30 protein-coding genes are annotated in these 24,765 nt (G+C 56.5%); 8 read left to right on the plus strand and 22 right to left on the minus strand.

Features of this window, described 5'->3' with window-relative positions:
* The first annotated feature begins 34 nt into the window (after window positions 1-34).
* Window positions 35-1,033, plus strand: coding sequence for an NAD(P)/FAD-dependent oxidoreductase (locus M493_RS14310; protein ID WP_200865302.1), 999 nt, complete (start codon window positions 35-37; stop codon window positions 1,031-1,033).
* A gap of 184 nt (window positions 1,034-1,217) precedes the next feature.
* Here M493_RS14310 and M493_RS14315 read toward each other — a convergent pair whose 3' ends face one another.
* From M493_RS14315 to M493_RS14330, 4 genes are all read right to left on the minus strand, one after another.
* On the minus strand, window positions 1,218-1,514 hold the full coding sequence (locus M493_RS14315; RefSeq protein WP_020961083.1) for a LapA family protein: 297 nt from the start codon (window positions 1,512-1,514) through the stop codon (window positions 1,218-1,220).
* A gap of 163 nt (window positions 1,515-1,677) precedes the next feature.
* Window positions 1,678-2,043 carry a HesB/IscA family protein gene (locus M493_RS14320; protein ID WP_020961085.1) on the minus strand — a complete coding sequence of 122 codons (366 nt, stop codon included), beginning with the start codon at window positions 2,041-2,043 and terminating at the stop codon, window positions 1,678-1,680.
* Window positions 2,044-2,137: 94 nt separating this feature from the next.
* Complete coding sequence (gene dapF / locus M493_RS14325; RefSeq protein ID WP_020961086.1) at window positions 2,138-3,010, minus strand: diaminopimelate epimerase; 873 nt, start codon at window positions 3,008-3,010, stop codon at window positions 2,138-2,140.
* A 133-nt stretch (window positions 3,011-3,143) separates the two neighbouring features.
* Entirely contained in the window at window positions 3,144-3,383 is a 240-nt protein-coding gene (locus tag M493_RS14330) for a YuzB family protein (protein ID WP_023817730.1), read from the minus strand.
* A 169-nt stretch (window positions 3,384-3,552) separates the two neighbouring features.
* On the opposite strand from M493_RS14330, the gene M493_RS14335 reads away from it, so the two are divergent.
* Window positions 3,553-4,623, plus strand: a complete 1,071-nt coding sequence (locus M493_RS14335) for an NAD(P)/FAD-dependent oxidoreductase (RefSeq protein ID WP_020961088.1) — start codon at window positions 3,553-3,555, stop codon at window positions 4,621-4,623.
* An 81-nt stretch (window positions 4,624-4,704) separates the two neighbouring features.
* Here the strand turns inward: M493_RS14335 and M493_RS14340 are convergent, their stop codons facing one another.
* The gene (locus tag M493_RS14340; RefSeq protein WP_020961089.1) at window positions 4,705-5,034 is read right to left on the minus strand and encodes a YuzD family protein; all 330 of its coding nucleotides are present in this window, start codon (window positions 5,032-5,034) and stop codon (window positions 4,705-4,707) included.
* Window positions 5,035-5,118: 84 nt separating this feature from the next.
* Here M493_RS14340 and M493_RS14345 point away from each other — a divergent pair, with 84 nt between their 5' ends.
* Complete coding sequence (locus M493_RS14345; protein ID WP_023817731.1) at window positions 5,119-5,361, plus strand: NifU family protein; 243 nt, start codon at window positions 5,119-5,121, stop codon at window positions 5,359-5,361.
* Window positions 5,362-5,402: 41 nt separating this feature from the next.
* Here the strand turns inward: M493_RS14345 and thrB are convergent, their stop codons facing one another.
* The 5 genes from thrB to yutH all read right to left on the minus strand — a co-directional run bounded on the left by thrB (window position 5,403) and on the right by yutH (window position 11,097).
* The gene (gene thrB, locus M493_RS14350) at window positions 5,403-6,317 is read right to left on the minus strand and encodes a homoserine kinase (protein ID WP_020961091.1); all 915 of its coding nucleotides are present in this window, start codon (window positions 6,315-6,317) and stop codon (window positions 5,403-5,405) included.
* Complete coding sequence (gene thrC / locus M493_RS14355; RefSeq protein ID WP_020961092.1) at window positions 6,314-7,375, minus strand: threonine synthase; 1,062 nt, start codon at window positions 7,373-7,375, stop codon at window positions 6,314-6,316. The genes thrB and thrC overlap by 4 nt, the downstream gene beginning before the upstream one ends.
* A complete protein-coding gene (locus M493_RS14360) occupies window positions 7,375-8,673 on the minus strand; it encodes a homoserine dehydrogenase (RefSeq protein ID WP_020961093.1) in 1,299 nt (432 codons plus the stop codon). Before M493_RS14360 ends, thrC begins: the two co-directional genes overlap by 1 nt.
* A 92-nt stretch (window positions 8,674-8,765) precedes the next feature.
* The gene (locus M493_RS14365) at window positions 8,766-9,740 is read right to left on the minus strand and encodes a 2-hydroxyacid dehydrogenase (protein WP_020961094.1); all 975 of its coding nucleotides are present in this window, start codon (window positions 9,738-9,740) and stop codon (window positions 8,766-8,768) included.
* A gap of 352 nt (window positions 9,741-10,092) precedes the next feature.
* Complete coding sequence (yutH, locus tag M493_RS14370) at window positions 10,093-11,097, minus strand: spore coat putative kinase YutH (RefSeq protein ID WP_020961095.1); 1,005 nt, start codon at window positions 11,095-11,097, stop codon at window positions 10,093-10,095.
* 253 nt (window positions 11,098-11,350) lie between these two features.
* On the opposite strand from yutH, the gene M493_RS14380 reads away from it, so the two are divergent.
* Complete coding sequence (locus M493_RS14380) at window positions 11,351-11,848, plus strand: phosphatidylglycerophosphatase A (RefSeq protein WP_020961097.1); 498 nt, start codon at window positions 11,351-11,353, stop codon at window positions 11,846-11,848.
* Between the two features lie 148 nt (window positions 11,849-11,996).
* Here M493_RS14380 and M493_RS14385 read toward each other — a convergent pair whose 3' ends face one another.
* Window positions 11,997-12,767 carry a TIGR01457 family HAD-type hydrolase gene (locus tag M493_RS14385; protein WP_020961098.1) on the minus strand — a complete coding sequence of 257 codons (771 nt, stop codon included), beginning with the start codon at window positions 12,765-12,767 and terminating at the stop codon, window positions 11,997-11,999.
* Window positions 12,764-13,234, minus strand: coding sequence for a DUF86 domain-containing protein (locus M493_RS14390; RefSeq protein WP_020961099.1), 471 nt, complete (start codon window positions 13,232-13,234; stop codon window positions 12,764-12,766). The genes M493_RS14385 and M493_RS14390 overlap by 4 nt, the downstream gene beginning before the upstream one ends.
* A gap of 94 nt (window positions 13,235-13,328) precedes the next feature.
* On the opposite strand from M493_RS14390, the gene M493_RS14395 reads away from it, so the two are divergent.
* Both M493_RS14395 and M493_RS14400 read left to right on the plus strand, forming a co-directional pair.
* Window positions 13,329-13,598, plus strand: a complete 270-nt coding sequence (locus M493_RS14395) for a DUF3055 domain-containing protein (RefSeq protein ID WP_020961100.1) — start codon at window positions 13,329-13,331, stop codon at window positions 13,596-13,598.
* A 57-nt stretch (window positions 13,599-13,655) separates the two neighbouring features.
* Window positions 13,656-13,940: a hypothetical protein gene (locus M493_RS14400; protein ID WP_020961101.1), complete on the plus strand. Its 285-nt coding sequence runs from the start codon at window positions 13,656-13,658 to the stop codon at window positions 13,938-13,940.
* Window positions 13,941-13,974: 34 nt separating this feature from the next.
* Here M493_RS14400 and M493_RS14405 read toward each other — a convergent pair whose 3' ends face one another.
* Window positions 13,975-14,250, minus strand: a complete 276-nt coding sequence (locus M493_RS14405) for a YutD family protein (protein ID WP_020961102.1) — start codon at window positions 14,248-14,250, stop codon at window positions 13,975-13,977.
* Between the two features lie 111 nt (window positions 14,251-14,361).
* Between M493_RS14405 and M493_RS14410 the strand changes: the two genes are divergently transcribed.
* Window positions 14,362-15,048, plus strand: a complete 687-nt coding sequence (locus tag M493_RS14410; RefSeq protein ID WP_020961103.1) for a YhcN/YlaJ family sporulation lipoprotein — start codon at window positions 14,362-14,364, stop codon at window positions 15,046-15,048.
* 66 nt (window positions 15,049-15,114) lie between these two features.
* Here the strand turns inward: M493_RS14410 and lipA are convergent, their stop codons facing one another.
* Window positions 15,115-16,011: a lipoyl synthase gene (gene lipA, locus M493_RS14415; protein WP_023817733.1), complete on the minus strand. Its 897-nt coding sequence runs from the start codon at window positions 16,009-16,011 to the stop codon at window positions 15,115-15,117.
* Between the two features lie 166 nt (window positions 16,012-16,177).
* Here lipA and M493_RS14420 point away from each other — a divergent pair, with 166 nt between their 5' ends.
* Window positions 16,178-17,167: a M23 family metallopeptidase gene (locus tag M493_RS14420; RefSeq protein ID WP_020961105.1), complete on the plus strand. Its 990-nt coding sequence runs from the start codon at window positions 16,178-16,180 to the stop codon at window positions 17,165-17,167.
* Between the two features lie 54 nt (window positions 17,168-17,221).
* Here M493_RS14420 and M493_RS14425 read toward each other — a convergent pair whose 3' ends face one another.
* From M493_RS14425 to M493_RS14460, 8 genes are all read right to left on the minus strand, one after another.
* The gene (locus M493_RS14425) at window positions 17,222-17,929 is read right to left on the minus strand and encodes an ABC transporter ATP-binding protein (protein ID WP_020961106.1); all 708 of its coding nucleotides are present in this window, start codon (window positions 17,927-17,929) and stop codon (window positions 17,222-17,224) included.
* A 1-nt stretch (window position 17,930) separates the two neighbouring features.
* Window positions 17,931-18,710 (minus strand): ABC transporter ATP-binding protein, encoded by a 780-nt coding sequence (locus tag M493_RS14430; RefSeq protein ID WP_020961107.1) that lies wholly within the window; start codon window positions 18,708-18,710, stop codon window positions 17,931-17,933.
* Window positions 18,685-19,659 carry a branched-chain amino acid ABC transporter permease gene (locus M493_RS14435; protein WP_020961108.1) on the minus strand — a complete coding sequence of 325 codons (975 nt, stop codon included), beginning with the start codon at window positions 19,657-19,659 and terminating at the stop codon, window positions 18,685-18,687. The genes M493_RS14430 and M493_RS14435 overlap by 26 nt, the downstream gene beginning before the upstream one ends.
* A gap of 16 nt (window positions 19,660-19,675) precedes the next feature.
* Entirely contained in the window at window positions 19,676-20,554 is an 879-nt protein-coding gene (locus M493_RS14440) for a branched-chain amino acid ABC transporter permease (RefSeq protein ID WP_020961109.1), read from the minus strand.
* A 101-nt stretch (window positions 20,555-20,655) separates the two neighbouring features.
* The gene (locus tag M493_RS14445) at window positions 20,656-21,849 is read right to left on the minus strand and encodes an ABC transporter substrate-binding protein (RefSeq protein ID WP_041267791.1); all 1,194 of its coding nucleotides are present in this window, start codon (window positions 21,847-21,849) and stop codon (window positions 20,656-20,658) included.
* Between the two features lie 363 nt (window positions 21,850-22,212).
* Window positions 22,213-22,959 (minus strand): sporulation protein YunB, encoded by a 747-nt coding sequence (gene yunB / locus M493_RS14450; RefSeq protein WP_020961112.1) that lies wholly within the window; start codon window positions 22,957-22,959, stop codon window positions 22,213-22,215.
* 52 nt (window positions 22,960-23,011) lie between these two features.
* Window positions 23,012-23,314 (minus strand): YunC family protein, encoded by a 303-nt coding sequence (locus tag M493_RS14455; RefSeq protein WP_020961113.1) that lies wholly within the window; start codon window positions 23,312-23,314, stop codon window positions 23,012-23,014.
* A gap of 61 nt (window positions 23,315-23,375) precedes the next feature.
* Complete coding sequence (locus M493_RS14460) at window positions 23,376-24,758, minus strand: bifunctional metallophosphatase/5'-nucleotidase (RefSeq protein WP_020961114.1); 1,383 nt, start codon at window positions 24,756-24,758, stop codon at window positions 23,376-23,378.
* Window positions 24,759-24,765 lie beyond the last annotated feature (7 nt).

The following is a 24,765-nucleotide window of genomic DNA, read 5'->3' on the forward strand; positions in this document are numbered from 1 at the left end:
TGTAGTGTCATGATTTATTTATATGCGGGGAGGAATATCGGTGAGAGAAGATCAAAACGTGTATGATGTAACGGTGATCGGCGGCGGGCCGACCGGGATGTTTGCTGCGTTTTATGGCGGCTTGCGGCAAATGAAGGTGAAAATCATCGAAAGCCTTCCGCAGCTAGGCGGACAGCTGGCCGCTTTATATCCGGAAAAATACATATACGATATCGCTGGATTCCCGAAAGTGCGCGCCCAAGAACTCGTGAATCAGCTGAAAGAACAGCTGAGCATGTTTTCACCCACCGTCTGCTTAAATCAGTCGGTTGAAATGTTGGAAAAACAAGACGACGGGACGCTCAAATTGGTGACCGATCAAGAAGTGCATTATTCGAAGACGGTGATCATCACCGCCGGAAACGGCGCCTTCCAGCCGCGTCGGCTCGAACTTGAGAGCGCTTCCCAATACGAAGGGAAAAACTTGCATTACTTTATTAGCGACTTAGAACAGTTTGCCGGCAAGCGCGTGCTCGTCTGCGGCGGCGGCGACTCGGCCGTCGACTGGTCGCTCATGCTTGAACCGATTGCCGAAAGCGTCATGATTGTTCACCGCCGCGACAAATTCCGCGCCCATGAACATAGCGTCGAACAGCTGATGAAATCAAGCGTGCACGTGAAAACGCCGTTTGTGCCGGTCGAGCTCATCGGCGATGAACAAGGCATCCGCCAAGTTGTTCTTGAGCATGTGAAAGAAGGCGCGAAAGAAACGGTCGATGTCGATGCCGTCGTGGTCAACTACGGCTTTATTTCGTCGCTCGGCCCGATCAAAAACTGGGGGCTTGAGATCGAAAAAAATTCGATCAAAGTCAATTCGCGCATGGAAACGAACATCCCCGGCGTATATGCGGCCGGCGACATTTGCACGTACGACGGCAAAATCAAGCTGATCGCCTGCGGCTTCGGCGAAGCGCCGATCGCCATCAGCAGCGCAAAAACGTACATCGACCCGACGGCGCGGATGCAGCCGGCGCACTCGTCGTCGCTCTTTTAAGCGGCAACAAAGCGGCGGCCGCCGAAACGGAGCCGCCTATATCGCGAACGCAAAAACAGCGTCTGCCAAAACAACAGCCCGCGCGGACGACGACGGGACGAAACGGCAGACGCCAAAAATGCGCCCTGCCAAGCCCAGGCGGAAACCGCCGCCCGGCTCGCGGCAGGGCGCGTTTTTGATCGCGCTATTCTTTCGCAGCCGCCGTCTCCGGCCGCTCTGTTTGCTCCAAAAGCGCCGCCAGCTCCTCCTTTTTCTTTTCCGCCGCCTTCAACTGCCGCTGCAAGCTGAACAAGCGCACCCAGCCGAGCATGCCGACGACAAGGCCGCCAACAATAGCCGACCCGAAAATGACGATAATAAGCGGCAGGCGGGTCTCGCCGATGAAGTAACGGACCGTCACCTGCTCGACGTTCGCCACCGCCAGCAGCGCGACGACGAGCGCCAACGCGAGCGCCAGCAACAAATTCAACTGTCCTTTCATGGGCGATCTTCCCTCCCCTTGTCGGCTGTGTAGAAACAGCCATCGGCGGCGGGCGTCTTCAGCCGTTCGTCCGCCGCCCGAAATGGCCATCCGTTCGCCCGGCATGGCCCCGGCGTGCCGGAAACGATGGATGCGTTGAACAGCGCATTTTCATGCCATTCCGCTAACATTGCTCCGGCGTGCCGGCGTTCGTCGCCGTGCGGAACGACGAACCGCAGCCGCATGTCGCGATGGCGTTCGGGTTGTTGATCGTAAACCCGCCGCCAAGAAGCGACTGTTTGTAATCGATGACCGTGCCCTGCAAAATCGGGGCGCTGTCGCGGTCGATCAATATTTTAATCCCGTGCTGTTCCAATTCAATGTCATCCTCGCCCCGCTCATGCTCAAAGCCCATGCCGTACGACAGCCCGCTGCAGCCGCCGCCATGAACGCCGACGCGCAAGTAGGCGTGTTCTTCTTCCTGCTCCTTCATCATGTCTTTAATTTGAAACGCCGCCGCTTCCGTCAACGTCACGATCGTTTCAGTCATGGCACTCTCTCCTTTCTTTCCGGTTTCCCGGAAGCTCGTTCGTTTTGTTTCATTTCCACCTTACTTATAGTATACTGTTTTATCTTCCGAATGCTCAACCGTTCTGCCTGTTTTGATAATAGTACACGCCGGTGCACACCGTCTCCGCCGGTCCGGTCATCCGCACGCGTCCGTCGTGCCCCCAGACGATTTGTAAATCCCCGCCGGCCAAATGGACGACCGTTTCCGCCCCGCGCGCCGTTTTGCCGTTCAACACCGAAGCGACGACGGCCGCGCACGCCCCGGTTCCGCACGCCTGCGTCACGCCCGAGCCGCGCTCCCAGACGCGGAAATGCAGCTCGCGCTCATTGACGACTTCGACAAATTCGACGTTCACCCCTTCCGGAAAGCGCGGGTCTTTTTCGACGAGCGGGCCGAGCGTTGTCACCGGCGCTGTTTCAATATCCTCAACATAAAAAATGACGTGCGGGTTGCCCATTGAAACGGCGGTAATCGCATAGTCCCGCCCGTTTACGGCAAACGGCTCGGCGACCACTTGCGCCGCTTCCGGTCCGGTCATCGGAATGGCGCTTCGCGCGAGGCGCGGCTCGCCCATATCGACGGTCACGCTCGTCACCTTGCCATGTTCGACCGTCACTTCCGCCTCGACAAGCCCGGAGAGCGTTTCAATCAAAAACGAGCGGTCGCCGACGAGGCCGTGCTCATACGCATATTTCGCGACGCAGCGCAAGCCGTTCCCGCAGTTTTTCCCTTCCGAGCCGTCGCTGTTAAAAATGCGCATTTTCACCGGCGCCTCATCCGACGGGCAAATGAGAATCAACCCGTCCGAACCGATGCCGGTGTTGACATCCGAAACGCGGCGGGCGATCGCCGGCAGCTCGTCTTCCGGAAGCGTTTCACGAAACATATCGACATATATGTAACTATTTCCCAACCCATGCATTTTGGTGAACGAAAATGAGCACACGCGAGATCCCTCCTGAAAAATTTTCAGCTTTCTTATGTATAACGATACCGGTCCTTGGACACAATGGGAATATCCCCCGTTTTTTCATATACATTGAAGAGGATGCCGCTTGCAGGCATCCTCCTTTTTTCGGTCAAAACATCGGATTTTCTTCCAGATGTTTATAAATATTTTCCACGAGCTGCTCCGGCGTCTCGCCGCTGACAAATTCGCCGTTGACGAGCGCAAACAACGTTTCCGCACAGCGCGTGCAATAACTTAAACAGCTGTATTCGATGATATCCAAATTCGGATCTTTTTCGAGCATTTCCATCGCCTTGTGCGATCCGCTCGCCAAGTTGCTGATGCAAAATTCAATGATCGGCAACATCATCGCCTGTTCACCTTCCTGCTTCCCATCGTAGCCGTTTTGCGGCGCGGCGTCAACGAACATGCTCACGTGAAAGCCGGGCAGAAAAATTGTTGTTCTTTTGTCACAATTTCGCTATACTTTTTTATGGCATTGGCGGCTTAAGAAACTGGACAAAAGGGGATTTTTTGCGATGAGACAACTTGTACTGCTTGGCGGAGGATACGGCAACATGCGCATTTTGCAGCGCCTCCTCCCGGACGCATTGCCCAACGACATTCATATTATCCTCATTGATCGCGTTCCATACCATTGTTTAAAAACGGAATATTACGCGTTAGCGGCAGGGACGATCAGCGATCACCATATTCGCGTCCCGTTTCCGGATCATCCGCAGTTCACATACCAGTTCGGCGAAGTCGTCTCGATCGATTTGGACAAGCGGCTCGTCCATCTGAAAGACGGAGGCAGTGTCCGTTATGACGATCTTGTCATCGGACTTGGCTGCGAAGACAAATACCACGGGGTGCCGGGCGCTGATGCCTACACGTACAGCATTCAGTCGATCGACAAAGCGCGCGCCGCGTATGAGGCGCTGAACAACTTGCCGCCCAACGCGACGGTCGGCATCGTCGGCGCAGGGTTGAGCGGCGTCGAGCTGGCAAGCGAATTGGCGGAAAGCCGCCCGGATTTGCACATTAAGCTGTTTGACCGCGGCGAGCGCATTTTGCCGATGTTTCCGAAACGGCTGAGCGATTATGTCGAAGGATGGTTTGTCGAACATGGCGTTGAAATCGTCCGCCATTCGAACGTCACGAAAGTTGAGCCGGGCGTCTTGTACAACCATGACGAGCCGATCACATGCGATGTCATCGTCTGGACGGCCGGCATTCAACCGAACCGCGTCGTCCGCGAGCTGAACGTAGAAAAAGATAAACAAGGCCGCGTCGTCTTGACAAAGCGACACCACATCCCCGGCTATGAAAACGCATACGTTGTCGGCGACTGTGCGAGCTTGCCGCATTCGCCGAGCGCCCAGCTCGCCGAGGGGCAGGCGGAGCAAATCGTTCAAGTGCTGCAAAAGCGTTGGAACGGCGAAGAGCCGCCGAGCGAATTCCCGCCGATCAAGCTCAAAGGCATTCTCGGCTCGCTCGGCAAAAAACACGGCTTTGGTCTCGTCGCCGACCGCCCGCTCACCGGCCGGGTGCCGCGCCTTTTAAAGTCCGGTGTTCTTTGGATGTATAAATACCATAACGGCTATTAAGCCATCCGGACAGCCGGCAAACCGGGAAGGCGGCGGGAATCCCCCGCCGCCCGTTCGTTTTTCCGCCCTGCGTCCTCGCTGCTACGACGAACGGTAGCCGTGTTTCTCCATTTCCGCATAAATGGCCTTCAGCCGCGGATTGCCTTCAGCCACGACTTCCTCTTCCACGACCACGACCGGGTACACCCAATCTTCCTCGACGATCGTCTGCGCCAGTTTCCGCTTTGCCTCATCGTCAGCCGGCGGCGCGAAAATGTCGACGTACGTGATCCGAAACGGCTGATCGGGATATTTGCGGCGCAGCGCGGCCTCAAGCCATTCGTACGTCTCTTTCGACGACGGCAGCTGCACGCATGACGAGCAAATGACATCCGCTCCATACACACAAATTTCAATCGGCTTCAACGTCATCATTGTCACCCTTTTCAAAAACAAAATTTATCATTAGATTTTTTCTGTCACCATGATTATAATAAAAAGTAAGGAAAGGAGTCGATGGAAATGACGGATCAAGAAATCAAAGAACAAGTGCAAGAAGTTTTAGATAAACTCCGCCCGTTCCTGCTTCGCGACGGCGGCGACTGCGAACTTGTCGATGTTGAAGAAGGCGTCGTCAAACTCCGCCTTCTCGGCGCGTGCGGCAGCTGCCCGAGCTCGACGATCACGTTAAAAGCGGGAATCGAGCGCGCCTTGTTCGAAGAAGTGCCGGGCGTCGTGGAAGTCGAACAAGTGTTTTAATCCCATAAAAATCCGAACAGCGATGGGCTGTTCGGATTTTTTTATGCCTCGAGCGCCAGCTTGTAGACGCGGCTGCCGTGCGGCTCGACCGCGAGCCTTGCGACTTCACACGCCGGGAAATGCGGGCGCAGCTGCCGTTCGAGACGCCCGCCTGCCCCCGGCTCGGCAACGACGAGCACCGTCGGCCCCGCTCCGCTCAGCACCGCGCCGATCGCCCCGTATTCCGCAGCGAGCGCCTCGGCCCGCTCGAGTTCTGGAACGAGCGGTTTCCGATACGGTTGGTGGAACAAATCGGCCGCCATCATCCGGCCGGCGAGCTTCCAGTTTTTCGTGAGCAAGGCGGCGACAAGGACGTTGCTGACGGCGCTCGCCTCGACCGCCCGCTGCCGCGGCCATTGTTCCGGCAGCCGTCCGCGCGCTTTTTTCGTTTCCAGCTCGTAACTGGGGATAATGGCGACGAGCTCCACACTCAGTTCCGGCACATGGACGACATCCACCCCCGCTTCGCGGTAGCAGCCGATGACCAGCCCCCCGTACAGCGAGGCGCCGACATTGTCGGGATGGCCTTCATAGCGGGTCGCCCATTCCATCTTCTGTTCGCGCGACAAGCCTAGCCCAAGCAGCGCATCGGCGAGCTCAATGCCGGCGACGACCGCCGCCGCGCTGCTCCCCAACCCGCGCGTAAACGGAATGTCGCTGTACACGTCGACCGCACAGCCCGGCAGCTGGCAGCCGTGCGCATCCGCCACCTCGTCCGCCACTTGGTACACCAAATTGTCCGTCCCGCGCGGAATGCCGCGCACCTCCGCTGTTTTGGGCGCAAACGACCACTCGTCCGCCAACCGGACGTCAAGCGTCAAGTAACGGTTGACGGCGAGCCCGACCGAATCAAAGCCGGGCCCTAAATTCGCCGTGCTTCCCGGCACGACGATTTTCAACATCTCGTCTTCCTTCATGTGCGGACAACCCCTTGCAAATGTTCCAAGACGACTTGTTCATCATTTGGCAGCACGACCGGCTCAATCGCCGCCGTCTCCAGCGCGACGGCCGGGTCTTTTAAGCCGTTGCCGGTCAAGACCGCCACGACGAGGCTGCCGCGTTCGATTTCGTTTCGTTCGCGCTGTTTGATGACGCCGGCGATGGCCGCGCATGACGCCGGTTCAGCAAAAACGCCTTCCGTCCGGGCGAGCCGCTTGTAGGCGGCCAAAATGTCGGCATCGCTCACCTCATCAATTTTCCCGCGCGATTCGTTGGCGGCCTCGACCGCTTTTTCCCAGCTGGCCGGATTGCCGATGCGGATCGCCGTCGCCACCGTTTCCGGCTGTTCGATCACCCGGTTGCGGACGATCGCCGCCGCTCCTTCCGCTTCAAAGCCGCGCATTTGCGGCAATCCTGTCCCTTTGGCCGCGTGGTACTCTTTAAACCCTTTCCAATAGGCGGTGATGTTGCCGGCGTTGCCGACCGGAATGGCGAGCACGTCCGGCGCGCGGCCGAGCTGGTCGCACACTTCAAACGCCGCCGTTTTCTGCCCTTCGATCCGGTACGGGTTGACCGAATTCACAAGCGTAATCGGCGCCGTTTCGCTCAGGCGGCGCACCATTTTCAGCGCTTCGTCAAAGTTGCCGTCAATGGCGAAAATGTCCGCCCCGTACATCGCCGCTTGCGCCAGTTTGCCAAGCGCGATTTTCCCGTTTGGAATGACGACGAGGCAGCGCATGCCGGCACGCGCCGCATAGGCGGCCGCCGACGCCGACGTATTGCCGGTTGAGGCGCAAATGATCGTATGGCTTCCTTCCTCTTTCGCTTTCGCCACCGCCATCACCATGCCGCGGTCTTTAAACGAACCGGTCGGGTTCGCCCCCTCGACTTTGACATACAAGGTGATCCCGAGCTCTTCCGACAGGCGCGGCAGCGGGATGAGCGGCGTATTCCCTTCGCAAAGCGACAGCCTCGGCGTCGCCGCCGTGAGCGGCAAAAACTCGCCGTAGGCGTCAAGCAGCCCGTTCCATGCCATTACCGTTTCTCCCCTTCCACCCGATACGAACTTTGGACGCGCTCGACGATTTCCAAATCGCCCAGCTGCTGCAAAATGTCTTCATAGTCTTGCTGCGACGCATCGTGCGTCACGATCACGATTTCCGCCAAGCCGTTTTCTTTCAGCGGCAGCTGCAAAATTTTCTCAAAGCTTACCCCGCGCTCCGAGAACAGTGTTGTAATCTTGGCAAACGCACCGACTTGGTCTTTCACATGAATGCGCAAAAAGTATTTCGAAAAAATTTCCGCCGGCGCTTTCAACTGTTTTTCATATTGCGGGACGACCGCGTAGTGGCCGTTGACGCCAAGGCGCATGTTTTTCATCACCGCGACCAGGTCGGACACAACGGCCGTCGCCGTCGGCAGGCTGCCCGCCCCCGGCCCGTAAAACATCGTCTCCCCGACCGCTTCGCCGTACACATAGACGGCGTTGTATTCGTTATGCACCGACGCAAGCGGGTGCGAATCCGGCAAAAACGTCGGCTGAACGCTCACTTCGACCTTCTGTCCGTCGCGTTGGGCGATGCCGATCAATTTCATCGTATAGCCGAGCCGCTTCCCGTAGTTCAAATCTTCCTCCGTCACTTCCGTAATTCCTTTCACTTGCACATCGTCCAAATCGATGTCCATCGAAAAGCCGAGGCGGGCCAAAATCGCCATTTTCCGCGCCGCATCGAGTCCTTCCACGTCTGACGTCGGATCGGCTTCGGCGAACCCGAGCGCCTGCGCTTCCGCCAGCACGTCTTCATACGAAGCGCCGTTTTGCGACATGTTCGTCAAAATGTAGTTCGTCGTCCCGTTTACGATGCCCATGAGCTTGGTGATCCGGTCGGACGCCAGCCCGTCCACCAAGCTGCGCAAAATCGGAATGCCGCCGGCGACGCTCGCTTCATAAAACAAATCGCAGCGGTGCTCCGCCGCCACCCGCAGCAATTCAGATCCGTAGACGGCCATTAAGTCTTTGTTCGCCGTCACAACGTGCTTCCCTTGGCGGAGCGCGCGCAGCAGCCACGCTTTCGTCTCTTCGACGCCGCCCATCACTTCGATGATGACATCGATGTCCGGATCGTCGAGCACGTCGGCGGCGCTTGTCGTCAACAACGCGGGGTCGACGGCGACGTCGCGCGGCTTATGTACGTCGCGGACGAGAATTTTTTTCACCTTCACCGGGCAGCCGACTTGGTGCATCAGTTTTTCTTGGTGGTTTTCAATAATTTTGACGACACCGCTTCCGACCGTTCCTAATCCTAGCAGTCCAACGAAAATTGGTTTTTCCATCCTTCCCGCCCCTTCTGTTTACTCACCGTAGACATTTGTATTTTTATAGTAGACATTATAAAAGACGATCGGCCGTTTGGCAATGAAAATTTTTACGACGGCCGGTTGACCGGCGTCAACGGCGGCCGGCCTTCCAAGACGGCGATAATGTTGTCGCGCGCCAACGTCATCATCGCCCGCCGCGTTTCGTATGTAGCGCTGCCGATATGCGGCAAGGCAACGACGTTCGGCAGCGACACGAGCGGATGATCGGCGGCGACCGGCTCTTGTTCAAACACGTCAAGCCCGGCGGCGGCAATCTCCCCTTGGGTGAGCGCCTCATACAGCGCCTGTTCGTCAACGACCGCGCCGCGCGCCGCATTAATGAAAATCGCCGACGTTTTCATGTGCCGAAACGCCTCACGGTTGAACAAATGGCGCGTCTCGCGGGTCAGCGGCGTCAAGCAGACGACAAAATCGCTCTCCGCAAGCAAATCGGCGAACGGGCGGTAGACGGCGCCCAGCTTCTCTTCCGCCTCCGGACGGCGCGAGCGGTTGTGATACAGCACGTTCATATCAAACCCTTTCGCCCGCTTCGCCACCGCTTGACCGATGTTGCCCATGCCGACGATGCCGACCGTTTTATGATGGACATCGGCGCCCGCCAGCAAAAACGGGCTCCAGCTTTTCCATTTTCCTTCTTTCAAAAATTCGGCCGCTTCGACAAGGCGGCGGGCTGTCGCCAATAAAAGCGCAAACGTCAGATCGGCGGTCGTATCGGTCAGCACGTCCGGCGTGTTGCACACAAGAACGCCGCGCTTCGTCGCCGCCGGCACGTCAATGTTGTCATAGCCGACGCCCATGTTGGCGACGACTTTAAGCCCTGAACCGGCCGCCAGCACGTCTTCATCGATCGGGTCAGACACCATCGGCAAAAGAGCCGCCGCCTTTTTCGCCTCTTCCACCAGCACCTCGCGCGGCACGGCCACGTCGTCATGCGGCCACACGCCGACCTCGGCGACGGCGGCGAGCGGGGCGAGCACATCGTCCGGCAGCTTTCGCGTCACAAAGACGTACGGTTTCGTCATGAAACAGCCCTCCATCCCATTTTTTCTAAATCTTATCACAACTCCGGCTGAAAAAAAACGGAAAGTTGTCCATACCATCGACCGGGAAACTAGGCTCGTCCGTTACGAACGAAAAAAAGCTCCTGTCACCGAAAGAAAACGAGCGCCCACCCGCTTCGGCTGAAAAAACGAAAACCCTTTGCCCTCGCAAGGACACGAGCACCTGTTTCGGCTGACAAAATGAACTGTTCCCCTTTCCCTCGAATGGAAACGAGCGCCCACTTTGGCTAAAAAAACGGGGTGTTTCCTTTCCGGTGAAAGAAAACCACCCCCCGCCCGCTTCGGCTGAAAAAACGGGAAGTCACCTCCCCGTTCATCGCGCCGGCGGCAGCCATTCAACGGCCGGCAGCCGGATACGGTTGGCGATGCCGGCGATCTCGGCAAATGACGCCAAAAACTGTTCATACTCGCGCGACGCGTCAAGCAGCTGCCGCAGCGCGCGCTCCTGTTTCGCCTGTTCTTTGCGGTCCGCCGCCGTATAATACGCCTCGACGCATTCAAAATACGGAAGCGGAAACAGCAGGCGCGCATAAACTAGCCGCCAGGCAAACGGCGACAGCGGCGCCAAATGCCCGTAATCTTGGAGAAACTGGCGCACCGCCCGTTGGCACTGTTTCCCGTGCCGCTGATACAAATGACGCACCCACTCGGCCAAATCGCGGGCGCCATGGTCGTACACCCAATCGAGCGGCAGCTTCGCCTCCGTTCCTTCAACCCAGCCGGCTTGCGGCAGCCGCTCATGGCAAAACGCCGCATAATCGACACGGAGCGGTTCGTCATCAAGCTCTGTGTCGGCCACATATTGCACCGCGTTTTCCGCCAATCCTAAATAATACGGAAACGATTCAAGAAACAGGCGGTCAAACGGCGACGCCGGCCCCGCTGCCAGCATGTTCGCCCAAAACGCCTCCATTTGGTCGATTCGCTTCGCCCATAGTTCGCGCCATTGCCCGATGCGCCGGCAAGATGTGATCGGCAGCGGGCAAGAGCGCCCGTATTCATGCATGAGCGCCAACTCGCGGCCAAGCGAACGAAGGCGGGCGGCCGGAAGCGGCGCGCGGATGAAAACGAACGGCTGGCCGCGATCCATAGCGATATACGTCCCATGTTTCGTTTTGACCAGCTCCCCGACGCCGTCCACCCCTTTTGCCCGCAAATAGCGGCTCATTTGTTGGCGCTCTTCCAACTCCGCCTCGCTCCGCCCGTCCGCCGGCACGATGAGAAACCGCTCCTGCTCACACCAAACGACCGTCGATGCCCCCCGCTGTTCCATTCGCCCGATGCGCATGTTATATTGGTCATACACCCACGTTTCCATGGCCGCGCCTCCTTCGTCTTTTTGGCCTGCCTTCTTCAGCCCGCCATGTTGGCGCCGCCCCGATGCCGCCCGGGCGGGAACGGACGTTTGTGCGCCGATTCCCGAGCCCGCGCCGCGACAAGAGCGGCTATTGTTTATATATGACAGCGGGCGCCAAAAAAGCCGATGAGCATTTTTCTTTATATGACGGACTGTTTTATGACATGATACATATATATAAAAAACGACTTTTTCAAAGAAACAGGTGACTGTTATGAGCGAATTCATTATGAATAATTTGGAACAGACGGCCCGCCGTTGGCTCGAGGAGCGGGGGGTGACGGTGGAAAAAATTGCAGAGCTTGTGTATTATTTGCAATCAAAATACCACCCGGATTTAACGATGGACGAATGCACCGAAAACGTCAACCGCGTCATCTCGAAACGCGAAGTGCAAAACGCCATTTTGACCGGCATTCAGCTCGACAGGCTCGCCGAGGACGGCCGGCTTGACGAGCCGCTGCAATCGATCATCCGCCGCGATGAAGGACTGTACGGGGTCGATGAAATTTTGGCCCTTTCGATCGTCAACGTATACGGATCGATCGGGTTTACGAACTACGGTTATATCGACAAGCAAAAACCAGGCATTTTGCAATATTTAAATGACAAATCGAACGGCAAGTGCAACACGTTTTTGGACGACATCGTCGGCGCCATCGCCGCGGCGGCGTCCAGCCGCCTCGCACACCGGGCCGCCAACGCCGAGTGAGCGGCGGCCGAGCGGCTATCGCGAGAAAGCGCGAAGCGGCAGACGCCCATGCCAGACGCGGCCCGTTCCGCCATCCGCAACGCCCGTCTAACAAACGCCAGTCATCCCATACAAAACGCCGCCCTGTGAAAAAGGGGGCGGCGTTTCGTTACAGGCGCTCCATCCATTCGCGGAGCGAATCGGCCGTATAGGTCGGCTGCCGTTCGTAGCGGGCGAGCATCTCTTTTGTCGTGACGCCCGTATGGACGAGCAGCGTATCGATGCCCGCGTTCATGCCGGCTAAAATGTCCGTTTCGTAATAATCGCCGACCATGAGTACGTCCTCTTTCGGGATGCCGAGCACTTTGAGCGCCTGTTCCATAATGATGTTTTCCGGCTTGCCGATAAATGTCGGCTTCACTTGCGTCGAGACGGCGACAACCGACGTGATGGCGCCGTTGCCCGGCAGCAGCCCGCGCTCGGTCGGCAAGGCGATGTCGCCGTTTGTCGAAATGAACATCGCCCCGTTGCGGACGGCAAGGCACGCGACGGCGAGCTTCTCGTACGTCAGCTGCCGGTCGATGCCGATGACCACCACGTCTGCATCCTCTCCGGCGAAGCGGAATCCTTTTTCCGCCAATGCGGTGCGGATCCCTTCCTCACCGATGACATAAACAGACGCGTCGGGCTTTTGTTCAAAAATGTAGTTGGCCGTCGCCTGGCTCGTCGTAAAGACGTGCTTCTCATCGGCCGGCACGCCGAACGAGCGCAATTTTTCCGCCACTTGCGCCGGCGTGCGCGACGAGTTGTTGGTCACAAATAAATACGGGAGTCCGCGGCGGTACAGCTCATTGACAAACTCGCGCGCCTCGGCGATGCATTCCGTGCCGCGGTACATCGTCCCGTCCAAGTCGAGCAAATAGCCTTTGTATCGTTTCAACGGTTGTCCTTCTCCTTTCCGGCCATCGATTCATTGCCAAACGCCGACACCGGGCCGAGCTCGCTTTCCAAGTAATGGCGCACCGCCTTCGGATACGCCTCAAGCGCCGGCCAATGCGCATTCAAATCGGCGAGCAGGCTCGCATGATCAATATTCGTATAGTCGTGGACAAGCGCTTTCCGGTGGGCGATGAACGCTTTCAGCCGCTCGCCGTCCTCGGCCGCAATCACCCGCTCGTCAACCAAAATGTCAATAATGTCGTTATAACTTCCCGGGTCGCGCATAATAAAGCCGTCAATCATCGCGTTGCCGACATCGAGCACCGCCTCGATGAGGACGTGGGCGATCCGCTCAAGCGCCAGCCGCTCGAGCGCGCCGTCCCAGCGGTGCTGCGCTTTGCAGTGCACCATCAGTTGCTCCATGCAGCGAAGCCGCTCTTCCATTTTGTTTCGGTCGACAAAATACATGGCGTCTCCTCCTTTTTTCTCCCCCATATTTCCTCCCTTTTTGGCCGTTCGTCTGCTATGATGGACATAGACGAAAAACAGAGGAGGAATGCATATGGGTGAACGGTTTTACTTATACGATGACACGGTCGAAGCGGCGGTCCGGTTTGTCAGCTTTGTCGGCGGACGGCAGCGGTTCGATTTGGCGTTAATTGAAACCGACCGCTTTTACGGAAAATATTTGGTGCTCGATTTGCAAAGCAACCGCTTTGCCATTCTCGGCCGCGACGATTTGGAGGAACCGGGCTATATCGAACACGCCTATGCGCTCGACGGACAAGACGCCGACGATTTGCGCGCCTTTTTGGACGAATGTCTTTCATAACCTTCCGCGGTTTTGGGCATCTTATGAAACACCCCGGCAGCAAGGAAGGTGAGACGAATGGCGGAACGGGAACAATATGCCGACTTTTCCGTCGTCGAAAAACAGCGCAACTTTTTAACCGCCGAAGAATTCCCGGAAGGGCCGTACGGCTCGCCGCGCCGCGACGACGCCCCGGTCGAAAACAAAAGCACGCCGTGGGAAGAAGGGCAGCGGCATTACAGCGCCTTTAACTATGAATTCAAGTCATTCCACCAAAACATCCCAAGGCGCGACCCGGCCTCCCACCCGCCGCACGACGATCCGCGCGCAAGCGAACAGTTTCCGTACAATGAAAGCGAATGATGTGCAGCCGCCCGGCAGCGGGCGGCTGCCGCCTTTACCGCTTCACTTTGCGCAATACAAAATAGGCGCAGCCGAAATTGCAGTATTCGTACAAATACTCGGACAGCGTACTGATTTTCGTGTCGTATGTCGCCTTTTGGTTATGGTCATCGAAAAACCCGCGCAGGCGAAGCTGATTGTATCCCCAATCGCCGACAATGTAGTCGTACTTCCCTAAAATATCGGCGTACCGGGCGCGAAATACTTCCTCGTTAAAGGCGTTTTTGACGTTTTCAACGAGTTCGTAACAATGATTGTTAATGCAAATCACCGCTCTCACCTCGCCTTTCCATTTCCATCATACCTGATGCACTGCACCCAATCAATTACTGTTATCAAACGGGCGATTTGTGCCACCCTAAAAGCGAAGGGGGTGCTGACGATGAGACGACCATGGTTGGCCGTTGCGTTCGGAACGGCCGTCGCCCTGGCCGGCTGCGCGCAGACGGCACAGGACGAAAACACCGACGTCTACAAGCGGAGCGGCAATACGATCAATGTGACCGACCGCAACGAGCTCTATAACGAAAACGGGGTGCCAAACGGCGATGACACGCCGATGAACAACTTCGGCTACGTCCGCCACCAAAAAAGCCCGACTCTCGGCGATGCCAACGGCTATAACGACATGCCGTCATTCAACCGCGAACAAGCGGCCGATTTAATCAGCAAATTGTGCACGCAGCTGCCAGGCGTCAACGACGTCGCCACGCTCGTCACCGATGAAGAGGTGCTTGTCGTCTATGACGCCGACACCAAAAACCGGCAGCAAACCGCCGACCAAGTGAAAAAGACAGCACTGTCCGTCGTTCCCCGTTACTATCATGTGTATATCGCCGACAATCCGCAGCTGATGAGGGATATTGAGCGTTTCGGCCGCCTTGACTCCAACAGCCGCGATATCGACCGAATCATCGATGCGACCATCCAGCAAATGTTGAAATACCCACAAGGGAAAAAACTAAACGACGGGGAAAATGAAAACGGCGAGATGATCAATGAGACAAATGACAACCTCGACCGCGACTTCCGCGACGGCACGCCGCGGCCGGCACCGGAGGGACGTTAGGGCAAAGAAAACGGTCTGCCTTCTTCCCAAAGAGGCACGACCGTTTTTTCCTTGGCCTGGCCGCTGTTATGCTTTCAGCTGCTGCGCTTTCGCCGCTTCGTTCACCTGCTCATCGGCATGGTACGACGAGCGGACGAGCGGGCCGGCTTCGCAATGGCTGAACCCTTTGCTTAGCGCGATTTCTTTCAGCTCTTGGAATTCGTCGGGATGATAGTATTTGACGACTTTCAAATGTTTTTTCGTCGGCTGCAAATATTGGCCGATCGTCAAAATGTCGACTTGATTGGCGCGCAAATCGTCCATCGCCTCGATAATTTCCTCTTTCGTTTCCCCAAGGCCGACCATGATGCTTGATTTCGTCGGAATGTCCGGCTGCAGTTCTTTCGCGCGCCGCAAAAACTCAAGCGAACGTTCGTAGGTCGCGCGGGTGCGTACCCGCGGCGTCAGGCGGCGCACCGTTTCGATGTTATGGTTTAAAATATCGGGACGGGCGTCCATCAGCGTTTTTAAGTTTTCATACACGCCGCCCATATCCGACGGCAGCACTTCAATCGTCGTAAACGGATTTTTCCGGCGAATGGCGCGCACCGTTTCCGCAAACACCGCCGCTCCGCCGTCTTTGAGATCGTCGCGGGCGACCGCGGTGACGACGACATGCTTTAAGTTCATGATGCGCACCGACTCGGCGACGCGTTCCGGTTCTTGCCAGTCAAGCTCGGTCGGCAGCCCCGTTTTGACGGCGCAAAAGCGGCAGGCGCGCGTGCAGACGCTGCCTAAAATCATAAACGTCGCCGTCCGTCTGAGCGCCCAACATTCATGAATGTTCGGGCATTTCGCTTCCTCGCATACAGTATGTAAACGGTTTTCCCGCATCAGTTTCTTCAATCCGGTGTAATGTTCGTTCGTATTCAGCTTAATTTTCAACCAGTCTGGCTTGCGAACATGTTCTTCCTTCGTCGCCATGGTTCTCACTCCAGTTATGTATGATTGTTCATTTCCCATTATAATGAAAAACGCGGGAAAACACAAAAAAAATAAGCCATGCTCGTCTTTTCCGCTTTTTAACATTTATGAATATCCCTTTTCTCTCCAAACTAAACATATGAAACGGGCGAAAGGGGGGATCCACGTGCACCGATGGCTTGTCGCCATATGGGTGGCGGCGATTTTGTTCATTGCCGCCGGTGCGGCTTACGCGGCGGAAACGGAGGACGCCGTATACAAGCAGCGCATGGAGCTGTATAAAAAGGCGGAAGCCGTTTCGCTCATTCCGTGGTATTACTTTGCGGCCATCGACCAATATGAACGGAACATCCGCCAGGCGCGCCGCGATTTGCCGAAACCGACCGGCGTTCTCGGTCTTTACATCAAACCGGAAATATGGGCCGGCCCGCTGAACAAAAATCCGCACGATACGAACCCGTTTACGATTTCCCAGTTTGGCGGGCTCGGTGTGGACGGAGACGGAGACGGCGAGGCGCGGGCCGATGACGATGATGATCTGATTATGGCGATAGCCCGGTATTTGCAAACGTACGGCATCGACCACCACCATATTAAAGTGGCGCTTTGGAATTATTACCAACGGGCGAAAGCCGTTGACTTGATTTTAGGGAAGGCGAAAATTTACAAAAAGTATCAAACGCTGAAATTGGACAAACACGTGTTCCCGCTCCCGTTGCGGGCGAATTACAGCTACCGTGATACGTGGGGCGATGCGCGCGGCTGGGGAGGACGCCGCATCCATGAAGGAACCGACATTTTCGCCGGCTACGGCGTGCCGGTGCGCTCGACGTGCTATGGCATCGTCGAACTGAAAGGGTGGAACAAATACGGCGGTTGGCGCGTCGGCATCCGTGACATCAACAACACGTATCATTATTTCGCCCATTTGAACGGCTTTGCCGCCGAGCTTCGCGAAGGGCAAATCGTCGAGCCGGGCACGATCATCGGCTCCGTCGGCAGCTCCGGCTACGGGCCGCCGGGCACCGCCGGAAAGTTTCCGCCCCACCTCCATTATGGCATGTACAAAGACAACGGCTATACGGAGTGGGCGTTTGACCCGTATCCGCACTTAAAAGCGTGGGAACGGGCCGAGCGGCAGCAGCAACGACGCTAGCGGCGGCCCCCATGCCAAAAAAGAGGCCGATGTCGGCCTCTTTTCGTCTTTTCGTTAATGCCCGCCCAAATACGCCTGTCTCACTTGTTCGCTCGCCTGCAGCTCGCCGGCCGTCCCCGACAGGACGACGCGCCCGGATTCGATGACATAGGCGCGGTCGGCGATCGAGAGCGCCATATGGGCGTTTTGTTCGACAAGCAAAATCGTCGTTCCCGATTCGTTGATTTCTTGGATGATGCGGAAAATCGTTTTGACGAGCAATGGCGCGAGCCCCATCGACGGTTCGTCAAGCAAGAGCAGCTTCGGGCGCGCCATGAGCGCGCGGCCGATGGCAAGCATTTGCTGCTCGCCGCCTGAAAGCGTGCCGGCCAATTGCTTGCGCCGCTCCTCAAGGCGCGGGAACAGCTGGTACACGTTCGCGAAATCATCTTGAATCCCTTGCTTGTCTTTGCGCAAAAACGCGCCGAGCTCCAAGTTTTCCTCAACCGTCATGTTGGCGAACACCCGCCGTCCTTCCGGCACGTGGGAAATGCCGTGCTTGACGATCGCTTGCGCCGCCTTGCCGGCGATCGAAACCCCTTCGTAGACGATGTCGCCGCTTTTCGGCTTCAACAAGCCGGAGATCGTCTTCAACAGCGTCGTTTTGCCGGCGCCGTTCGCGCCGATCAACGTGACGATTTCCCCGCTGTTGACCTCAAGCGATACGCCTTTTAAAGCATGAATGTTGCCGTAAAACACATCGATTCCATCCACTTTCAACACGTCACGACACCTCCTCGCCAAGGTAAGCCTCGATCACTTTCGGGTTGCTGCGCACTTCTTCCGGCGTGCCGTGGGCGATCAACTGGCCGTGGTCCAACACGTAAATGCGCTCGCAAATGCCCATCACAAGCGACATGTCGTGCTCAATCAACAAAATCGTCAACGCAAACCGTTCGCGGATAAACGCGATCAAGTTCATCAATTCGTTCGTTTCTTGCGGGTTCATGCCGGCCGCCGGCTCGTCCAAAAGGAGCACCTTCGGCTGCGCCGCGAGCGCCCGGGCGATCTCAAGCCGGCGCTGTTGGCCGTACGGCAAGTTTTTCGCCTGCTCATGCATCACGTCCCCTAAATGGAAAATGTCCAAAAACTCAATGGCCTTCTCTTCCATCTCCTTTTCCCCGCGGAAATGGGACGGGAGGCGGAAAATGGAGCTCAGCATCGAATGGCGGGCGTGCGCATGGTACGCCACTTTCACATTGTCAAGCACCGACAGCTCGCCAAACAGGCGGATGTTTTGGAACGTCCGGCTGATCCCTTTGCGCGTAATTTTATACGGCGGCAGGCCGTTTACCGTTTCCCCGTCAAGCACAATCCGCCCTTCCGTCGGCACATACACGCCCGTCAACAAGTTAAACAGCGTCGTTTTACCGGCGCCGTTCGGGCCGATGAGCCCGACGAGCTCTCCTTCGTAAAGTTCCATATTCACGCCGGAGAGCGCCTTCAGCCCGCCAAATTGGATGCCGACGCTTTCCACTTTAAGCAACGGTGTTCTTGTTGTCATGGTTCATTCCCCCTTGCGCCGCCTTCCGCCACTTGAAAAGCGAAGTCAATTCTTTCGTGCCCATCAGCCCTTTCGGACGGTACAGCATCACCAAAATCAAGACAAGGCTGTAAATGATCATCCGCGTTTCCGGATAATTTTGCAAGAACGTCGAAACGACCGTCAGCAACACCGCTGCCACCACCGCGCCGGATAAGCTGCCAAGCCCGCCGAGGACGACAAAAATCAAAATGTCGAACGATTTCAAAAAGCCGAAGTTCGACGGCTGAATGATGTAAAAGTGGTGCGCATACAGCGCCCCGGCGATGCCAGCGAAAAACGATCCGATCGCGAACGCCGCCACCTTGTAGTACGTCGTGTTGATCCCCATCGCATCGGCGGCGATTTCATCTTCGCGAATCGAGATGCACGCCCGTCCGTGCGTCGAGTTCGTGAAGTTGGCGATGACGACAATCGTCGCCAACAAGCAGGCGAACACCCACGGCCATGTCGTCATATGCGTTACCGTCATCCCGCTCGCGCCGCCGACATAATCGATGTTCAATAAGGCGATGCGGACGATTTCGCCAAAGCCGAGCGTGGCGATCGCCAAATAATCGCCTTTTAAGCGCAGGCTCGGCACGCCAATCAAGAGGCCGGCCAGCGCCGCCGCCACCCCGGCGGCCGCGATCCCGACGGCAAACGGCAGCTGCAGCTTCATCGTCATAATCGCCGAGGCGTAGGCGCCGACGGCGAAGAAGCCGGCATGGCCAATGGAAAACTGTCCGGTAATCCCAATAATCAAGTGAAGGCTGACGGCCAAAATGACGTTAATCGCCATAAAAAAGAGGGTGTTCACATAAAAGATGTTTAACATTCCGCTTGCAATGAGCCACTGTACAACGGCGAAAAAGGCAAAAACCAGTATGATGGAAACCCAAAATCCCCGCGTCCGCTTCCAAGTTGCCATTGTTCCCTACCATCCTTTACACTTTTTCTCGTACGTTCTTGCCAAACAATCCGGCCGGCCGGAAAATGAGGATGAGAATTAAAATGACAAACGCCACCCCGTCGCGCCAAAGCGAATACCCGAGCCCGCTGACAAGCGATTCGATGACGCCAAGCAACAGCCCGCCCACCATCGCGCCCGGGATGATGCCGATTCCGCCCAACACGGCGGCAACAAACGCCTTCAAGCCGGGAAGGATGCCCATCAACGGATCAATTTTTGTATAATAAATGCCAAAAATAACACCGGCTGCTCCGGCGAGCGCCGAGCCGACGGCAAACGTGGCGGAGATGGTGTTGTCGACGTTAATCCCCATCAGCCGGGCCGCTTCCGCATCGTGGGAGACGGCGCGCATCGCTTTCCCGATTTTCGTCCGGTGAACAATGAACTGAAGAAGGATCATCAAGGCGAGGGACGTGCCGAGGATGAACAGCGACTGGCTGCTAACGACGACGCCAAACAGCTTTATGTTCCCGCCCGGCAACAGCGCGCCCGGGTACGCCTCCGGCTGTGCCCCGCGCAAATAAATCATGACGTATTCAATAAGCAGCGAGACGCCGATTGCGGTAATGAGAACGGCAATGCGCGTCGCGTTGCGCAACGGCTTGTACGCAATCCGCTCAATGAGCACCCCAAGCACGGCGCAAGCCGCCATCGCCAGCAAAAGCGCCGGAAAAAAGCCGACACCAAGCATCGTGACGGCGTAAAACCCAACGAATGAACCGATCATAAAGACGTCGCCATGGGCGAAGTTAATGAGCCGGACGATGCCGTAGACCATCGTATAGCCAAGAGCGATGAGCGCATAAATGCTGCCTAACGAAATGCCGTTCACGAGCTGTTGAATGAGTTCCATGTCTGCACGCTCCTTACGAAAAACTCGTCGTTGACCGCAAGAAATGGCGGACGGGGGGAGCGCCCTCTGCGGTGCGCCCCCTCCCCGTCCCGGCCAATCCATTACGGGTTGACTTTTGTTTTAAATTGTTGTTGCCCGTCTTTGTATTCCAAAATGACGGCCGATTTGACCGGGTTATGGTTTTCATCAATGGTGAAGGTGCCGGTGACAAGCTGCAAATCTTTCGTTTGCGCGAGAGCATCTTTAATTTTCACCGGATCGGCGCTGCCGGCCCGTTTGATGGCATCAGCCAGAAGGTAGGCCGTATCGTAGCCGAGAGCGTTGAACGAATCCGGCGCTTTGTTGTATTTTGCCTGGAACGCTTTGACGAACTCTTGAATTTTCGGATCCGGGTCGCCCGACGAATAATGGTTCGTGATGTACGTATTGTTCAACGCCTCTTTGCCGGCAATTTCAACAAGCTTCGGCGAATCCCAGCCGTCCGCGCCCATGATCGGCACGTTCAAGCCAAGCTCACGCGCTTGTTTGACGATCAGACCGACTTCTTCATAGTAGCCCGGCAAGAACAAAAATTCCGGGTTGGCCGATTTGATGCGCGTCAGCGTGGCGCGGAAGTCGGTGTCCTTCGCGACGTACGCTTCTTCGGCAACGATTTTGCCGCCGCCTTTTGCAAATTCATCTTTAAATGCCGCGGCCAGCCCCTTCGAGTAGTCGCTCGCGCTGTCGATCAACACCGCCGCATTTTTCACTTTCAAGTCGTTCAAGGCAAATTTCGCCGCCACCGTCCCTTGGAACGGATCGATGAAGCACGTCCGGAACACAAATTCGTTTACTTTGCCGTCTTTGACGGTGACCGTTTCGCTCGTTCCAGACGGCGTAATGAGCGGAATTTGATTATCATTGACGATCTGTGCCTGGGCGATCGTGTTCGTGCTCGTCGCCGAGCCGATGAGAGCGGTGACTTTGTCTTGGCTGATCAGCTTGATCGCGCCGTTTGTCGCTTCAGCCGCTTCCGACTTATTGTCCACTTTGACCAGTTCCAATTTTTTACCGTCAATGCCGCCGTTTTTGTTCATTTCTTCGAAGGCCAGCTCGACCCCTTCGGCGATCGATTGGCCGTATGAAGCGACTGCGCCGGACAGCTCGAGGTTGGCGCCGACTTTGATGACATCGCCGCCGCCACCTCCTCCGCCGCCTGACGAACCGCCGCCTTGCTGGTTGCCGCCGCAGCCGGCCATAAGGCCCGCCGTCAGCATGAGCGAGAACAACACACTTGCTGCTCTTTTTTTCTTCACGTCATATCCCCCCATTATTCAAAATGTTCTGTCATTAATGCCCGGCCTGCGTGGCACGGCAATGCGCGAGCGCCCGGGCCGCTTTCGTTCGAAGGCGTTCGAGAAAAATCCCGCCTTCTCCGTATGATCGTTTTCGTCCTCTGCTCTCACATCCCCTCTAGCAGCTATGTAAATAATAAAATTATTTTCAATTTAATATAATATTACAAAATTCGGAGCGTCTCGTCTACCTCTTTTCTTTCTGAAAACAAAAAAGCTGTTTCACTCCCCGTCGCAGGGGGGGAAACAACCGAGTAAAAGGCGGCCGCGTATACGTTTTTGTTGTATAACATTTCCATGTTTCCAGCAAAACCATTTTCCCTTCTATCGCTTCGGAAGCGGAACCGACGGGCCGAGCGGGCCGCCGTTTTTGTTGTAAAACTGCGGCACTTCTCCCGGAATGAAGCTCATCACGACCGGGATATCTTCTTTGACCGTCGTCAGCTTGGAGGCAAACGGAATGACGACTTGGATGTCCACTTCGACTTGAATATTGATTTCAATAAAAAAGTTGTTAATGTCATAAGCATGTACTTTCTTGATCACTTCCGAATCGACGTTGCCGACGATTTGAAACTGCACCGGGATGCGCGGGCCGAGATTGGCAAGCAATGCATTGTCCGTCACTTGACCGAGCGGGATGTAGTAAATGATGCCGCGGCTGTCCCCTTGGCCGGATTCGACCTCAGGCAGCACCAACCGCTCAATCCGTCCTTCTGTCGCCGCCTTTAAACTTGCCATGACATGGTCATCTATTTCTTCCAAAATGCGGTTGATCGCTTCGGCGTTAAAATCGACGGAAACAATTCGTCCGTTATTGTCTTGCTGGACGGTCACGAGCTGCTGAAATTTCGGGTTTTCTTCTTTAAACTGCTCCTCAAGGGCGTTATTGATGATCAAATTGGCAATCCGCTTCGTTTCCGTTTCAGCGATTTCCATCAGCACCGGCTCAATGCCTTTGTTCACGATCCAAAGCCCGGCCGCTGTGGAAAACATAAAAAAAACGAACGTCAATAAAAACACGTAGCGGAACGGAAGCGGCCCTCTCCGCACGAATCGGGGGCGCAGCAAAATAAAATCCCTCCTTTACAAGCTATATGTATGCTTGCAAGGAGGGATTTTTTCACCGCATTTTCAACAGCGCGTCTTTTCCTTTCATTCCCCGTTTGATGCCGAGCTCCTCGGCGGCGACTGTCACGGATTCGAGCGGCGCCTCAAGCAGCTGCTCGATCGTGCGCACCCCGACCGCCCGTCCGGCGACAATGCCGCGGTCGCGCAGCTTTTCGTTCAATAACGCCACGTCGAGCGCCCCGCACATGATGTATCCTCTCTCGCCCGCCACCGCCAGCAAGTTCGTTTTCGGCAGCCGGACGGACACGGCGGTAAACGGATGTCCGTCAATGATGATCGGCTTGACTTCCACCATCGCCGCAGTCACTCTCCTTTCCATACTTCAATGTATGAAGCGTGGAAAAAGAAGTGCCTGCCTACTGGGTCAATTTCCAGGCGAGAAGATCGCGCAAAAATTCCGGCATGTAATACGTTTTCTCCGCCGCCCGCTGAATTTGCGGGTAAAAATGGCCGATGGCAAACATGTCGGTCGTCGCCACGTCATATGTGCGCTCCGGGTCGAGCGGCTCGCCGTTGATTCGAATGCCGCGGATATGCCAAGCGCCGTCTTCTTCGAGCTCCGTTTCGATCTCGACGCCGTCGTACACCATTTCCCCCATCACTTCGCCGCGGAAGCCAAACCCTTTAAAACGCAAATGCTTCATCCGTTCGGTATGGGCCTCGAGCATAATTTCCTTCAGCTCCGCCCCGCGCAGCTTCACCTTGCACGGGTTGAGCGGATGCGGGCAAATGCGGTGCAAATCTTTTTTCGTCACCGGCCCTTTCTCGAGCGGCTCCAGCAGCACCCCGGCGTTCACCATCCCGATGTCCGCCCCGCACCATTCGCGCAACGCGGACGCAAGCAAATTCCCGAGCGGCGACGGGGCAAACCAGTTGAGCGGCAAGTCGTCTTCCAGCACCGCCACCTGCTCGGCCGCAAGCCGCGCCAAACTGTCTTGCTCAAGGCAATGGAGATGGCGCTCCACCTGTTCCGAACGGGGTAAAGTATCGACATCGACGACGGTCGCGGATGCCCGCGCCAATCGGTGCTGCTCGATGTCGAGCTTGACGACGCCGACATATTTCCCGTACTTCCCTGCCGCGCAAAGCAACGTCCCGTTCACCATTTTCCCCTCCGGAAATACATGATGGGTATGCGACCCTAAAATAATGTCGACATCGGGAATCATCGCCGCCATTTTTTCATCCTCATTCACCCCGAGATGGGACAAGACAACGACGCAATCGGCCTGCCGCTTCACGTCGGCCACCGCCGCCGCCAACATGTCAAACGGCGGCGCAATCTTCCAGCCGAGCAGCTCGTAAAATTTCACAAGCGGGGCGGTGGCGCCGACGACCCCGATGCGAAACGTCTCCGTCGCCGGGATGACGGCATACGGCAGCGCCCACGGCGGCCGCGTGCCGTCGCGGCGGAACAAGTTGGCGACAACAACGGGAAACCGCGCCCGCTCGTAGAGCGAATCGAGCTCATTGTAATCCAAGGTGATCCCTTCGTTGTTGCCGATCGTCACCGCATCATAGCCGAGATCGTTCAACAAGTCCACGTTCGCCTTCCCCCGCGTCGCTTCCGTAATCGGGTGCACGCGGTCGAGAAAATCGCCGACATCAAACAAAAGCATCGCCTCGTTGCGCGCGCGATGCTCCCCTCTCCGTTCCGACAAAAAGCGGGCGATTTGCGGCCAATGTTCAAAATGGCTGTGCACATCGTTCGTATGGTAAATATAAATCGTCTGCTTCAAAAACGCC

It is taken from the genome of Geobacillus genomosp. 3 (assembly GCF_000445995.2).
In the GTDB taxonomy this organism is placed as follows: Bacteria; Bacillota; Bacilli; order Bacillales; family Anoxybacillaceae; genus Geobacillus.